The sequence below is a fragment of the Acinetobacter sp. 10FS3-1 genome (genome assembly GCF_013343215.1).
In the GTDB taxonomy this organism is placed as follows: Bacteria; Pseudomonadota; Gammaproteobacteria; order Pseudomonadales; family Moraxellaceae; genus Acinetobacter; species Acinetobacter lwoffii_C.
In genome coordinates this window covers 287,006-301,691 of the sequence record NZ_CP039144.1, presented here as the reverse complement: position 1 = coordinate 301,691, position 14,686 = coordinate 287,006, and the positions used below count along the sequence as shown (strand labels likewise).

At 36.4% G+C, this 14,686-nt stretch carries 16 protein-coding genes and 1 pseudogene; 3 read left to right on the top strand and 14 right to left on the bottom strand.

Features of this window, described 5'->3' with window-relative positions; translation table 11 throughout:
- Positions 1 to 55: 55 nt before the first annotated feature.
- The 7 genes and pseudogenes from E5Y90_RS15485 to E5Y90_RS15455 form a co-directional block, all read right to left on the bottom strand.
- Positions 56 to 820 carry an RES family NAD+ phosphorylase gene (locus tag E5Y90_RS15485; protein WP_163146385.1) on the bottom strand — a complete coding sequence of 255 codons (765 nt, stop codon included), beginning with the start codon at positions 818 to 820 and terminating at the stop codon, positions 56 to 58.
- A 9-nt stretch (positions 821 to 829) separates the two neighbouring features.
- Positions 830 to 1,198 (bottom strand): MbcA/ParS/Xre antitoxin family protein, encoded by a 369-nt coding sequence (locus E5Y90_RS15480; RefSeq protein ID WP_163146384.1) that lies wholly within the window; start codon positions 1,196 to 1,198, stop codon positions 830 to 832.
- Positions 1,199 to 1,343: 145 nt separating this feature from the next.
- A pseudogene (locus E5Y90_RS15475) lies at positions 1,344 to 2,275 on the bottom strand (IS5 family transposase).
- Between the two features lie 170 nt (positions 2,276 to 2,445).
- Complete coding sequence (gene phbB, locus E5Y90_RS15470) at positions 2,446 to 3,183, bottom strand: acetoacetyl-CoA reductase (protein WP_163146383.1); 738 nt, start codon at positions 3,181 to 3,183, stop codon at positions 2,446 to 2,448.
- Positions 3,176 to 4,108, bottom strand: coding sequence for a DMT family transporter (locus E5Y90_RS15465; protein ID WP_163146382.1), 933 nt, complete (start codon positions 4,106 to 4,108; stop codon positions 3,176 to 3,178). Before E5Y90_RS15465 ends, phbB begins: the two co-directional genes overlap by 8 nt.
- Before the next feature lie 32 nt (positions 4,109 to 4,140).
- The gene (locus E5Y90_RS15460; RefSeq protein WP_163146381.1) at positions 4,141 to 4,560 is read right to left on the bottom strand and encodes an acyl-CoA thioesterase; all 420 of its coding nucleotides are present in this window, start codon (positions 4,558 to 4,560) and stop codon (positions 4,141 to 4,143) included.
- 66 nt (positions 4,561 to 4,626) lie between these two features.
- Entirely contained in the window at positions 4,627 to 5,646 is a 1,020-nt protein-coding gene (locus tag E5Y90_RS15455) for a hypothetical protein (RefSeq protein ID WP_163146380.1), read from the bottom strand.
- Positions 5,647 to 5,760: 114 nt separating this feature from the next.
- Between E5Y90_RS15455 and E5Y90_RS15450 the strand changes: the two genes are divergently transcribed.
- Complete coding sequence (locus E5Y90_RS15450) at positions 5,761 to 6,342, top strand: TetR/AcrR family transcriptional regulator (RefSeq protein ID WP_163146379.1); 582 nt, start codon at positions 5,761 to 5,763, stop codon at positions 6,340 to 6,342.
- A gap of 289 nt (positions 6,343 to 6,631) precedes the next feature.
- On the opposite strand, the gene E5Y90_RS15445 is transcribed toward E5Y90_RS15450, so the two are convergent.
- The 4 genes from E5Y90_RS15445 to E5Y90_RS15430 form a co-directional block, all read right to left on the bottom strand.
- Entirely contained in the window at positions 6,632 to 7,480 is an 849-nt protein-coding gene (locus E5Y90_RS15445) for a hypothetical protein (protein ID WP_163146378.1), read from the bottom strand.
- A 116-nt stretch (positions 7,481 to 7,596) separates the two neighbouring features.
- Positions 7,597 to 8,421: a M48 family metallopeptidase gene (locus E5Y90_RS15440; protein WP_228723997.1), complete on the bottom strand. Its 825-nt coding sequence runs from the start codon at positions 8,419 to 8,421 to the stop codon at positions 7,597 to 7,599.
- A gap of 197 nt (positions 8,422 to 8,618) precedes the next feature.
- Positions 8,619 to 9,152, bottom strand: coding sequence for a hypothetical protein (locus tag E5Y90_RS15435; protein WP_163146377.1), 534 nt, complete (start codon positions 9,150 to 9,152; stop codon positions 8,619 to 8,621).
- Positions 9,153 to 9,174: 22 nt separating this feature from the next.
- Positions 9,175 to 9,744 carry a hypothetical protein gene (locus tag E5Y90_RS15430; protein WP_217485947.1) on the bottom strand — a complete coding sequence of 190 codons (570 nt, stop codon included), beginning with the start codon at positions 9,742 to 9,744 and terminating at the stop codon, positions 9,175 to 9,177.
- A gap of 312 nt (positions 9,745 to 10,056) precedes the next feature.
- On the opposite strand from E5Y90_RS15430, the gene E5Y90_RS15425 reads away from it, so the two are divergent.
- On the top strand, positions 10,057 to 10,677 hold the full coding sequence (locus tag E5Y90_RS15425) for a hypothetical protein (RefSeq protein ID WP_163146375.1): 621 nt from the start codon (positions 10,057 to 10,059) through the stop codon (positions 10,675 to 10,677).
- A gap of 39 nt (positions 10,678 to 10,716) precedes the next feature.
- On the opposite strand, the gene E5Y90_RS15420 is transcribed toward E5Y90_RS15425, so the two are convergent.
- Together E5Y90_RS15420 and E5Y90_RS15415 are read right to left on the bottom strand one after the other, a co-directional pair.
- A complete protein-coding gene (locus E5Y90_RS15420) occupies positions 10,717 to 11,703 on the bottom strand; it encodes a hypothetical protein (RefSeq protein ID WP_163146374.1) in 987 nt (328 codons plus the stop codon).
- 982 nt (positions 11,704 to 12,685) lie between these two features.
- On the bottom strand, positions 12,686 to 13,243 hold the full coding sequence (locus E5Y90_RS15415) for a hypothetical protein (protein ID WP_163146373.1): 558 nt from the start codon (positions 13,241 to 13,243) through the stop codon (positions 12,686 to 12,688).
- Between the two features lie 127 nt (positions 13,244 to 13,370).
- Between E5Y90_RS15415 and E5Y90_RS15410 the strand changes: the two genes are divergently transcribed.
- Entirely contained in the window at positions 13,371 to 14,171 is an 801-nt protein-coding gene (locus E5Y90_RS15410; protein WP_163146372.1) for an NERD domain-containing protein, read from the top strand.
- A gap of 139 nt (positions 14,172 to 14,310) precedes the next feature.
- Here the strand turns inward: E5Y90_RS15410 and E5Y90_RS15405 are convergent, their stop codons facing one another.
- Positions 14,311 to 14,664 carry a hypothetical protein gene (locus tag E5Y90_RS15405; RefSeq protein WP_163146371.1) on the bottom strand — a complete coding sequence of 118 codons (354 nt, stop codon included), beginning with the start codon at positions 14,662 to 14,664 and terminating at the stop codon, positions 14,311 to 14,313.
- Positions 14,665 to 14,686: the final 22 nt, after the last annotated feature.

Sequence of the window (14,686 nt, the reverse complement as noted above, 5' to 3'; positions counted from 1 at the left end):
TAGAACAACTGCCTGACAATAAAAAAGTACCGGTGATCGGTGCTTTTTTTATGGGTTAAGCCGGTCTTGGAAATTCGCCGTTGTGAAAAAAATCACTGATTGAATATGTCTTAACAAGACGGCTACCCATTGATTTGAATGTCACGGTATCCCTAGTCAACTCACTTAGCCACTCTTCCTGTGACAGAGGATAGTTTTGAGTGAAGTTACCTGGTGTGAAAATACCAACACAAGGCGCATGATCAGCAGCTCGTGAAGATGGGTATTCAAACACTTCAACTTCTGCCACACGCATTTCAGCACCTAATTGTTGAGCACGACTGTAATTAGATGGATGCGCAATCAAATCATGGTGCTGATCAAATGGCGGGTCCTGTAATCGAATACCCTTCTCTGACTGATAGCCAACTGAGAACATCAAATGTTGTGACTGCATTGATTCCCCAGAATTAGTATCTATATTTTGCAAATAAACAAAACGATAGTAAGCCAATTCAGCCAATGTCGCGTCAACACTACACCCACCATAAAAAATACTCGGCTCATGGGTACGCCCAAATCGAGAACCCCATTCTAACGGTGGATATTGAAACGGTGCTTTTAACAGAATGTGTAGTTCATCTTCTTTAGGTAGGCTTGATACTGCCGATATCTTTTCTTCGATCAAATCTTCAAGTTCAGCCTGTTCACCCAGATTTTCCACAATTTGCCAGGTGGCGATCTGTTCCAGTTTTTTAACCATGCGAAACAGTACACCTGATACTGGAACTATCTGCTCTTCACCGCGACATGCTTTCCAAATGCTGTCCGTAGCTTTCATTCGTTATCCTTATCCTGGCATTGCATCTAAATACTGAACTACATGCACTAGACCTTGAACGGTCTTGATTTGCTGCGCCGGCACACCGCCAGTTGCTTTGTTAGGTGAATTAAGGAAGCGAAGCATCCAATCCTGATTACCGCCGTTGAGTGCGTACACACCACGATATAAGCGAATAAACAACACTGCTAATTCTCCGGCTTTAGAATCCGGGTCCAGATCAGGTTTCTTTTTCAATTTGCTAATTGCAGTACGGTGAACACCAATCACCTCGGCAAGATCAGCTTGATTGATCTTGAGCTGATCGGCTGCATTTAATAAGGCTTTGGAGAGTACAGCTTTCCGATCTACTTTTGGTCTTTCAACAACATCAGACATTTTTGAAGCCCTCTATTTGTGTTGCATATTCACATTATATTGTTAGATTGTGAAAATAGCACAACAACATAGTGACAAATGGTAACTGTCAGAGGCTTTGTTGCATAAAGTCTTTAAAGGTAGAGTTATTCTAAGCCACTCAAATTTAAGGCATAACTTGGGTATGTGGTCGGCCAATTTCCGTAAATTTATTTAATACGGCTACACGAGCATGAATTTCATTTACTTGACTGGGAAAGCTTCTTGTCATTAATTTTTCGCCTAATAATTTGATGCAATGCATCTTGGTTTCAACCAAACTGCGACGGTGATAGCCTGACCATTTTTTCCATAGTGTCCTGCCTAAACGTTCAACGGTTCGAAGTAATTCATTTCGCTCTAGCGAGCTAATCTTTGTATCTTTCCAAGGTTTCGCATTTTTTCTTGGTGGAATCACCGCATGCGCTTGTCGGTCTGCGATTACCTGATGGCATTGCTTGGTGTCATAAGCCCCATCAGTATAGACGGAGTCTATCTGTTCTTCTTATGGAATCTGATCAAGTAAATCACCAAGCACCTGTGAATCACTCACATTGTTGCTTGTGAGCTGAATAGCGCGTATTTGAAGGGTTTCAGCATCGATACCAATATGTAATTTACGCCATTGGCGCCGATATTCAGGCTGATGTTTTTTACGTTTCCATTCGCCTTCACCTAAAAACTTTAAGCCAGTAGAATCGACGAGTAGGTGGAGACCATTACTGCTTTTTTGATAATTAATTGCAATATCAATATGCTTTTGTCTTCTACAAATAGTGGAATAATCTGGGGCTGTCCATCTAATCTACAAAGATGAATGAGACTTTGAACAAAGCCATTGACCATACGTAAAGATAGATGGAATAGAGATTTAATCATCAGACAGCATTGGATAGCAGCATCAGAATAAGTTTGATTGCGACCATGTTTACCTTTTGGCTGCGCATACCATTGCGTTTCCGGATCAAACCAAATTGTTAATTTACCACGATTGATCAAAGCGCGATTGTAGGATGACCAATTGGTTGCACGATAAATCTTAGGTGTGGGCTTATTCATTTGAGAATTATATTGCTGAATAAGCCCTTAGAGGTAGGTTTGTGCAACAAAGCCGCTCTAAATTACAGTTGTAATTTAATTTTATCATTAGCGAAAGTAGTCTGCTTTAATATCGAATTCATATAAACTTCCTATATTAAATTAAACAGTTTAAGGATGGAAAAATCCATTCATCCCATATACTGTCCACCATTAATATGTAGATTAGCTCCAGTCATGAATTCAGAAGTATCACTACATAGATACAATACTAAATCAGCAATTTCTCTAGGTTGTCCTAATCTTTTCATAGGTATTGTGGAAATAATCTGTTGAAGTATTAAGGGGTCTACGGCATTAACCATAGCTGTTTCTTGATAACCTGGAGATATGCAATTAACAGTAATCCCTTTATCAGCTACCTCTAAAGCTAATGATTTAGTAAAACCTATAACACCAGCTTTAGAAGCAGCATAATTCGTCTGGCCAAATTGACCCTTAGATCCATTAATTGAAGAGATATTAATGACTCTTCCCCAATTCTTTTCAATCATTTTATTTATAAATTGACTTGTAACATTATAGAGTGAGTCAAGGTTGGTTCTGATTACTATGTTCCAATCATCATAAGTCATCTTTTTGAATGAAATGTCTTTAGTTATTCCAGCATTATTAATAATAATATCTACGTGATAACCTAAATCTGCAATATGATTAGCCATTTTCCGAGTAGACTCTATATCCTCAACATCAACTTCAACACAAATAAAATCATAACCAGCTTTAAGGCAATCTGCTTGCCACATTTTTTTTCTAGTATTTCTGGATGAGTGTGTCACTATGACTCTATACCCAGCATCATGAAGTTTTTTGGCAACAATCTCACCAATACCACCCATCCCACCAGTTATCAAAGCTGTTTTAATCATTTTCTTTCCTTCCTTTAACATTGGTTTTTTTAAATACTAAATTTCCATTAAATTTTATTACGGTGATCATCATTCCAATTGAGATAATAAATAAACCTAAAATTGAACTTATTTCAGGGAATTCATTGAGAGTTAATGCAGATGTTATAGTCGCTAAAGCTGGAACAAGTGCTGCAAATACGGAACCACTTGTCGCACCTAATATTAATACTGATTGGCTGTAGAAAAAAAGAGCAATTATAGAAACAAATATTCCCTGATAAATTAATTGAGGTATTAATATATCTGGTGATATAAAAAAAATATCAAAGGACTTTTTATATAAATAAATGGGAAGATATAAAATAAGAGAATAAAAAGATACAATCATTGTTGCATAAAGTGGTGAGCTACAATAATGTTTTGAAACTACGGTGTATGCAGCCCACATTGCACCACCCAACAAGAAAAATAGGTATGAATATAAGCTTGATGTTCCAAATGAAATAAAACCTATTAATAGAACCCCAAATAAAATTATTGAGATACCAATATATTCATTTAAGTGTATCTTAGTTTTAAAAAATATAATACTTAATAGCAATGAAAAAGCAATCATACTTGATGGTGTCACGACTGCAAATTGTTCAACTGGTGCAAGTTTTAATCCTGAAGAAATCACATACATATAAGGTGCACCTAAACCTATAGTCATAATTATAATACTATGTAGAGGCACTTTTACCGGATTTTGACTCTTAAACTTAAAAAGTAAGTATGGAATAGCAATAAGACCAGATAAAAAAAACCTTATAAAAGTCATATCCCATTCATCAAAATTAGATTTAGCTACTCCAAATCTTGTCATGACTGGAAAGGCTGCCCAAATTATCGAAGCCATCAATCCATAAATAACTCCAATTAAATATTTATTTTTTAATGCCATATAAGTTCCTTTTATATCAACAATTTAATTGGTTAATGCGGAATTTTAAGGTTGTTTAATTGACTTAGTACTACATCATCAAACACTTTTGACTTCTTCGAAATACTACAGACCTGTACAATAATGGTTTCAGCTTCTGCACAAACACTATCGTTTTGGCATATTCTTTGTAGGAGAGTTACAGAGCTTTTGCCTACTGATTTTACTGCGGTAAATATTTCTATATAGCCTGGCCATAATATTTCTTTTTTATACTCTATGTTGAGCTTAGCAATGACAAACTCTGCTGTTTGAGGTTTGCTTATCTTGTTTGGATCATATAAAAGTTCCACACGTCCTGTTTCTAAGAAAGTTGAAAAATTAGAATTATTAACGTGGCCTTGACGATCAGTATCTGAGTATCTAATTTTCTCTTTTGAAGTAAGTGGAAATACATTATTTTCAATATTCATGGGGTCTTCCTTCTTTGAAAATAACATCTCACAGATAAAGTGAGATGTTACAATTTATCTATCTATTTATTTATGACCAATTTCAATTGAATTAACTGAACCTTTTTTTCGCAAATAAGCATATTCAATATCATTCAATAGCATTTGAGATCTTTTTAAATCTTTTGATGCATAACTTACACTTGTGAGAAAATGGGCAAGCTCTTCGTTATTAGCAAAGTCAGCTTCAATATCTACGCGATTTAAATCAAGATTTTTACGATCTTCTAATTGTTTTAAATATGTTTTATCGATTACTCGGAATGCTGCTCCAATTGATAGCCCCTTTGCATTTAAAACCTTATGCCACTCAAATGGTGGATTTATTAATACATCGCCTGGCTGTAGAGTAAAAGTGTCAGCTTCAAAATCTGCACCTGGTGCTTCTCGGCCACTACTTGAAGAGAACATCAAATCATAATCTTCATATTGATCACCGATTTCAGGTGGTCGAGTAGACCATTTTTTTTCACCGGCAACCATTACGAAAATATTAAGTGTTGGGAACATATGCCAGTCACTTCCAACTGCTCCATTAGAAGGCTCACCATATTCTTGTGTACTATTCCCAAGGAAAATGTGGCCTGTAACGACCCAATTAGGGACGTCAAACCATGAGTTACTGAAGATTGATTCCTTAACCTTATTAAAAGCAAGCTTTCCCCATGGATATGGATCTGAATATCCAGAAGATATCGTGCCAAGATGTGAATAAACATCAAGTTTTTTTGAGAATAAGTCATCTAGAAACTCTTTGCCCGTCCCGATCTTTCCAGTTACATAATTATAATCGGACTCCCCATCTTCACCACGCATCGTAACGGCAGAGTCACTTGATTTGGTACGCCACTGTAATTGTAAATCACCATCAATTTGCTGAAAGAACTCTTCAGTTTTTAATTTTGGATCTATTGGTGCTAATTTTCTGAATAAGGCAGGTTTTGTAAAACCTTCAGTAGCAGCCTCAAGCAACTCAAGTGTAATTTTGCCGTTATGAAAGTTATGATCTACAATGTTTAAATATTGATGTTTTTGATTGTCTAACATGTGCTTACAGTCCTTATTAAATAATCCATTAATTACTAGAATACTGTCAAGAATGATCTCTCAGATCATTCTTGACAGTATTGTCAAAGATTAATTTTTAGTCAAGAGGTAAATATGTCTGGAATCAGAAAGTTTGATGAACAGCAATTATTGGGAACAGTACTCGATCTATTTTGGAAAAATGGATGGCAAGCCACTTCTCTCAATGACATTTCAAAAGAGACTGGAATACAACGGGGGTCTCTTTACAATGCGTACAAAGGTAAAGATGAACTTTTCTTACTAGCTTATGATATTTATATTGAACGCTTTATAAAAAGCGTTGAAAGTAATATGGTAGGTGATACTCTTAAAGATATTATTAATGGCTTATTTAAAGCTGCTATAGATAATATGACGGGAGGTGAAAAACCTAAAGGTTGTTTAACAACAAAAATATTAATTGAAATAGATTTAACCAATGAATTAATTCAAGGTAAAATTTCTTCATTCGTTACAGATATGACAGAAATAATTACTCTTATACTTTCTAATCCTAAATTTGTTGATGAACTTAGATTACCTCCAAAAGATGCAGCAGAACTAATATTTACCTTTTTACGAGGTATTGCTGTAATGGAAAAACATCATAAGGACCCAAAAAAACTTCTATCAATATGTGATTCATTAGTATCAGTAATAGTTGTTGATATTTAAGAAAAAAGCTCTTTTAAAGGGCCTTTTTAATATAAAAAATAAATTAAAAATTAATAAATAAGAAATAAATATACATTAAACATCATTCATAAATTATTTTTACCCATTTTATTTAGTCTAGTCTTATTACTAGATTCGGAAATGGTGTACTGAGTCTATTTCAACTTCTCGATCGTAAGAAAGAACTATCAAATCGCTTAATCAAAGTAATAGAGTTTTTTAACTCATTACAAGCAAAAGAAATTAAATATACACACATTGCTGAACAACTAGGAGATAAAACTGTGGTTTAAGAAATAGGAGCGACTGGTATGGTACGAACAGGAATAAGTGGTAGTTTTATCCAGTAAATCGCAACCCAACACACCATCTTTCCACTTAAACGCTTTTTCGTGGCTTCTGATACATTCTTACTGGTATCAGACAACTGGAATGACTTACCAATTGTCTTAATCAAAACTTTGCCTAGTTTAGCCAGGAATGGAAACTCTACCCACTCCCCGACTTTAGGTGCTTCTGATTCAGCAACTAGAACCCGATTATTCTTATCAAAGCTATCTTTCGCCGTAGAAGGTTTCTCTCCTGATTTAAAACTTTCCAATACCTTCAAATAACGCTCATGCTGATCTGGATTATTTTCAAACATGAAAGTGCGTTTTTCCAGATTGGCGATTAAAGCTTCACATTTCTTGCCAGGCTCCGACTGTTCCAGTTCATCAATTTTCACACGCAGATCAAGCATCCAAAACTCAAACCGCAGCTTATCAAAGCCATATACGGAATACGGTATATGCTCACCCTTAAAGATGGCTTGTAAGTCGTTCAATGGGGCAATATTGGCAATATTGCTCTGCATGTTGTCTTGTAACGTAGCGAGTAGTGCAAGAATAGAATCCTTATGCTTGATCTTGAGTACGTTATCAAAGCGAATCAGCTCATTAATCTGGATGTAATTATCATCATTAAAACTGGCATCACATTCAAAGCGGGATAAAGGCTCAAAAACTGACACGCAGTTCTTATCACTCTTTAATAGCGTATATAGCTTGTCATGTCCTGTGATAGACACCAGAAAGCGGTCTGTCTGATCTACTACGATCATACCCCGGTGGGTAGTTCTGTTATTGTCGTTATTCATTTCCTGAGCAACCTTACACGAATGGTCGTGATACAAGGATATAAAAACCTGAATAAAATTACACCCCTAATAACGAAAAAAGAGAGCTTTTGCTCCCTTAGTTTATATCTGGCGTTTTATTTTTTAGCCTTGCCTTTGTAATAGGCTTCATAGTATGGCATCACTGTTGGAATCGTTTTTTGAATCTGCTCAATACGAGTAACCGGAGCCGGGTGTGTACTCAAGAATTGAGTAGCTTTACCTGTATTTCCTGTAGCTGCTGCCATCTTCTTCCAGACGTTTACCGCAGCATTTGGGTTATACCCTGCTCGTGCCATGATTTCTAAGCCAACCAGATCAGCTTCGGATTCATGTTTACGAGAGTTAGGAAGCGTTAAACCGTAGTTAGTCACAAGCTGCGCGATCTGCTGTTCACCACCCCCTAAACCGGCTGCTGCTGCGCCGTATTTAAGACCCAGATTAGTCACCATCTGCATGCTTGCACGTTCACGACCATGTTCACGTAGCGCGTGAGCCATTTCGTGACCGATGATTGCTGCCAATTCATCATCAGTTAATTTCAGCTTTTCGATAATGCCGGTATAAACGACGATTTTTCCACCCGCGACAGCGAAGGCATTAAGCTCGTCTGATTTGATGGTGTTCACTTCCCATTTCCACTGTGCACTATCTTCACGATACAGTTTTGCAAGCGGGATTAGGCGAGCAGTAACGCGGTTCACCTGAGAGTTAGTCACTACCTTTCGGCTTGACTTGGCAGTATTAATAATCTGGCTATAAGCCTGGACAGATTGCTCTTGGTAAATGGCAGCCGGCATTAAAAGGAACTGCTTACGCTCTGACCCCAAAGTACCTGTTTTAGTGGTACTAACACAGCCACCTAAAAGTGATGCAGACGCTAAAACCGTTGCTAACAAACCCAATTTCATCTTAACTTTCATGTTCTATTCTCAACCTATTAGTATTAAGTGGTATGTGTTTCATTTTAAAAAAGAAAGACCCTAGAAGATATTGTAAAAACGTCCTGTAAATGTCGCCATTGTGTACAAAAGCTAATATAAAACAATTACTTATGGCTTGATCTTTTTACTTTAGAAATAACGTAAACTACTGTTCATAGGGCGCAAAAAAAAAGACTTCAAGAGAGGTCTTTTTTAGTATCTGTAGAGTTCGCAGAAGTCGATGCAGGGGTTTTAACAATCACACCTTTAGCACGAGCCTTATCAGCTTTACGCGCAGCTTTAGCAGCTTCCTTAGCTTCTCGATCAGCATCTTGTTTTTTCTGCTTTTCGAGTTGTTTTTCCATTTTTTCTACGTCTGTACGAGTTTTAGCTATCATCTGTTCTAACGAAGCCGGCTGTAGAATCCAAAGTGAACCCATATAAACTGCGGTCCACAGCATCACAGACGACATAAGCCAAATCTCTTTTGAGTAAAACATCATTCCAGTAATAAACACAATGAATGCAGTTCCACTTAAAAAGAACGCTGAAATAATACTTGCTGCATTTGTGCGGGTGTTAAAAGCACCTTTCATTATCCAAACAATAACAGCCATGACCAGGAAGCCCATAATTAGACCGGAAGATACTGAGAAAATTAAGATTCCCATATCTACGTCTGGCATTTGCTGAAATCCATTCGGGTTGACTACACCGATTTGTTTTTCCACTTTGTTTTCTCGTACTTAGATATTAAATGTACTGAACAAGGCTGTTACCCATAACCTCTGCTTTGAACTTCATGATCAAACGTGTCAAAACAACTGGTTTAAGTTTTTCATTCTGGCGCACAAGCTCCAAACCATTCTCAGCAGAATCAAAAGTTTCTAACTGATGATTAAGCTGTAGGCTCTTATATTCACCTGAATTTAACAACCATTGCTCAAAACTTTTCAGCAAGGCATCACTATTAAGCTGAGTAGCCAGATAGAGTTGTGCCTTTTGAGCTGAAAGACTTAGTTCATTGATCAAGGCAATCATTTCATTTGCTTTGCCCATGTCCACGTTATTTAGCAATACAACTAGAGATTTATCCTCACGCTGCTTTAGCTGTGCATAATCATTGAACCGATCTGAATTTTTCGCGTACAAATATCGCATAAATTCAAAAATAGGCATAGGCTCAAACAAACCTTCTTTCGCATTAAAAAAGACGGTTGGAATATTGAATGCTTTATCATGTGCAGCTCTAGTCAAACCATCTGGTGTATAACGCACCACATCGAATGATTCTGCGGTTCTAAAAATGCTCATTTTTATCACCGTTATATCTATATTTAATTATTCTTGATTATCCTCGAAAACATGGCATAAGTCAATATATATATTCCTATGTATTTCAAGTATATACAAGAGTATTATCCCTTATAAAACAAGTTTCTAGCGATCAAAAACACCTTGCAAGAAATACAAAAATATACGTTTTTTTCTCTCCTTTTGATGTTGCCTTATGCCTTATTTTGATTTAAACTTTTTTTGTATATACAAACAGTCTTACGAATCTTAATTACTAATCAATAGATTCATTAATGACAATTGCAAGTCGAGCAAATTTATCGGCATGAGGAAACAGATATGACAGTTAAAGATGCTACAAACCCAAAGCCACGTAATCCTAAAACAAAACCTTATGAACCTAAATATGAAAAATCACGGAAGCAAAAGCCTGTGTCTTTTTCTCTCCTGGATGCAGTACAGGTACGTTTATTAGAGTTTATTGCTAAGTTTGAGTATGGGGTTTATTTCAAGAATATTCTGGCTCAACTAAATGATGCTGAACAACAACGTATTATTGAAGGTGATCTCAACACAATTCCAAGTGCATTGATTAAGCAGAACATCATTAACTCAAAAGGCAAAGTAAGTGATTATTTCACTGCTGTAGACGCTACTCGTGAGTTCGATCATAACGATCTGGCAAAACACTTAGCTGATGATGCCCTACTAAAAGAACTGGCGAACCGAAACTTAGCTCCAATAGCTGAACCTATACCTAGTTACGATACGCTTAATAACTATAGTGTACGTGGTGCACAACGATTAACGTCTATGACAATGGGTGCATCGTCTTTAGGTGGTATGCAAATGCCTGTAGTCAATGAAGAAGGGTTTGTAGAAGTAAGGAATGAAGATGGTACTGTTCGATTTATTGAAGCGGAACATTACGCTGACTTTGTTTCACAGCAATATGTTTAAAAATAAAGGGGCTTTAAAAGCCCCTTCAATATTTCCAGATTAGACAAGCTGCATAAAGTAGCCAGTTTCATCGTCTGATTGCCCGAAATCCTGTATATCAGTCACAGCATGTAGAATCTGCTGCTCATATCCAAAAGCGTTCAAAATCCCTGAGATTTTATTCAAAAGGAAGTAGTGTTTGTCACTGCTAGATTCATTTTCATCACTTGTTGCTTTAATGATCTCGTCAAAGGTTTCGATCTGTGAAACAAATTCCTCATTGTCTCTTTCAACAAACTTGATCTCACGATAGGTTTCAATCTTCAACTTTAACCGATAGAAGCTGAATACATCATTAAACCAATTAATCAAAGTGGCAGTATCAGAAACAAAATCAGCAACACTTTCATCTGCATGTGGTTGTAGCTGAATTTCTGAGTTAGTTACTATCTCAAAGAAAGAATTGGTTTGTTCTTCATCATGTGGCAAGTACAAGTCAAAGACCTTTCCTGGAGCATCAGAAAGCTCAACACGCAAGAATTGTTTTGGAGTGGTCTGAAAAAACTGGTTATATTCATCAGAATAAAGACCATCTTTTTCCAACTGTTCACGAGAACTACCTAGTACCGAAGCATCTTTCTTACTGGCTTCAATTACATCATCCGTAACATTGGTATGAAGCTCTTTGTCGAAGTTGCGGTGCAACTTTTCAAGACGATCTGGTAATTCGCTTAGTGGGGCCGTGAATAAAGTCTCAATATCGCTACCAAACATTGCCATAAGCTTGTCAGTGCCTACATTCACTGGAACCTTATCAAAGCCAGGCAAACCCACAATACGAGTGACCAGGCGTGTAGCTAAAGCCAGTGAATAGGACCATTCATTCCAAACATCAGGTGACACAATGAAATCTGCATCAGTAGATACTCTGATCTGCTTATCATCAATAGGTTCGAGTGAGGTGTTTAGAACCGGTAAAAATTCTATAGCTACTATAAGAGCAGCATCAGTGTGTAAGACATTCCCCGCAGGGCAAAGTATTCTCATTGTTCTATATCTCAATCGCGGCTAACAGCACAACTATATTTTAAACAAAATTCGTTACTTAAACCCATTTTAGAGTGTAACTTTAGGACATGCAAAGCCTGTTTAATAAAAATTTTCTACAAACTAATAGAAAATATATTAAGTGGCTTAATTACCTATTATATAAATCATCAAATTTATTTTATTCCAGGCATTTATAGATATTATTTCTTATATTATTACAGAACTATTGCGAGTGTATAAAAAACACCCAAAATATATTATATTTTTCTTGCTTTAATTTGAAAAAAAGACAATTATGTTACGCACTGCTTAGAGTTGCAGTCCTCTAAAAAGAGAACCAAAGGTGCTTCTAACACCCCAGACTTTAAGCATACAAAACACTAAATCTAGCGTACCTTTTAGGACGCGATAAACTGGTTGTAAAATAGTTATGGACGCAAAACACGCTATCAATGCGTGTGGTTATCTGTCGCTCTGGCAGTCAACTACATCATCTTTCTGCACCGCAGAAAAACCTCAATATGGCTTTTCTACAAGTCAAAATTTCACTTTAAATATCCAGTTAAAGGGTTTCATTACACCTTTAATGTCGGCTGCTTATTTCCTTCAAAAACCAAAAAAATACCTTTCAAATCATTTATTTAAGACCAAACCTTTCGCTATTACCATTTTTTTTAATTTTTAAAATTCCTACCCCATAGGGGATAGGGGGAAAATAGCCTAAGCAAAATTTACTGGTCACTTCAAATGATTTCATTACAAAACACTTACCGTCTAAACCACTACCCTACTCTACAAAATAATTGTGGCAGTAATCAGGGCGATTTCGTTTTATCCATCCTTGAATACCGCACTTTCCATCAAATTTTGAAGAAATTTGATGGAAAGTGGGAACCAAAAAGGGTTGCTGAGTTGCTTAGGCTATTCTGGTGTTTGGGGATAAAAAAGGGATTTAATAATCGGTCGTTTCAATTTTAAATTATAAGGTTCGGGATATTGCGATATTCATAAGGTGGAAATGAAGGTCAGTTAATTTTGATAATAAAATCTCACAGCTTTTTATTTTTTTTAGTATTTCATTATTAATTTGAATATTTAGTTTTTTATATTCTTCTATTATTATTTCTGTTTTCTTAGCACCATTAGAATCAAGAAAAAGCTCAATTGTATCCCTTGTTTCAACTAAACCAGTGCTCATTTCAGTATCACAAAACCCTGCGGTAATAATTTCAGTTGTTAATTTTTTCTTTAGCTGCATAAAGTGGGTGCAGATATGGGAATGGGTGTCGAAGTTTTCATATTGCTCAATTAGTTCACGGATATTGTAATAACACCTTTTTGAAGCCATTAACGTATCGTGTGATTTTTTTTTCCAGAACTGAGGGTCTGCAATATTTTGGGTTTCTAATTTTAATAAAAACTGATCTAACTCATTAAGAAAATCAATGTCGATTTTAATTTTCTTCAAAAGTAGTTTAATTGAAGGTGTATCATCAATACGATTAACCTCACCTTCCAGTAAAAAATATCGGTTCATATTACGCCTACGACCCTGTTTTTTTTTGATATTCTATTGAGTCAACCATAATACAAAATTGTACGGTGGTTTAATACATATTTATGCACGACTTGTTAAGCGTGTTCCTCCAAAGTATAGGTTCTAAGTGAATATTCAGAAAATGATTGCTTGGCTAAAATTTCTAGCCAAAAAATACTGTGTTAATGGTTTGAAAGGTATTTATGCTGAAAAGCTTGTTTCCGGTTATTTAAAACTCTTTTTTTCTCATTCTAAGCGTTTAAATAACGTCACCCTGCCCTACGGCTCCTATACTTCCCAGATCGACAATATTTTAATCAATGAATATGGGGTCTTTGTGATCGAGGTGAAAAACTATAAAGGTTTTATTACTGCCACCCAGAATCACGATAAATGGTTTGTACGGTACTCACCGCATAAAAACGCCAAAGTCTTTAAAATTAACTCTCCTTTCCATCAGAACATAGCTCACTGTAGAGCTGTAGCTTCGGTTTTACGTTTACCGCACTCGGAACCAGTTAATGTCGTATTCTTTACTAACCGGGCTGATATTAGCTTCGCTAACGGTGAATACTTCCCAAATATTTGTGTCGGTAGAGAAATAGTTGATTTTATAAAATCATTCTCTACTCCACGTTATACCCCAGAACAGGTTGAAGAATTTAGTCAGCTACTATCGTCGCACCGGCTGTCACCTTCACTATCAACAGATTTTTATCATGTGAACAACATTAAGAAGCGGATAACCGATCAGGAAGAAGCTCGCCAGGAACGTGAACGCCAGAAAATCCGCGATATTAACCGTGATGTACATGCAAAGGCTGATGCTAAAAGGTTGAACCATTTACGCGGTCAATATTCCCAATCTAAAGAAATACTACAGCCTAAAACTGACGTTCAGTTTCGTTGTGGACAACGCAATGAATAAGATCAGAAGGCTGATCTTATCCTGGATAAACAAATGGAATAAAATAGCACACTATGGCAATACGTTTAATCTACACACGCATAATCCTGACCAAGAAAAAAACCCGCATTAATGCGGGTTTTTTTCTGCTCTGGTGAGCTTAGTAGATGATATTAATGGCAGCCTTTTTCAAATCATCAAAAACGATTTTTTCAGCTTCATCAGCAGAGTTAGCTTTAATGGTATATACCTGATTCCAAGCAAAACCCAAGCCGTTTTCAGCCAATTCGTTTTCAAATGTACCATTTACGGTCACGAACCACTCTCCACCTGGCGCGACACGAGTATGGACACTGTTTTCAAAAGGTGCATATAAGCTTTTATCGTTATCGCCTTTCGCTACTTTAATCAGAGTTTTGATATCTGTTTCTTCACTACGAGCAATAAACTCCGGCTTTTCTGAAATCGTAACTTCACCGGCATAAAGGTTTGCATACATAATATTTTTACTCACAAACTCGTAATACAATATAATT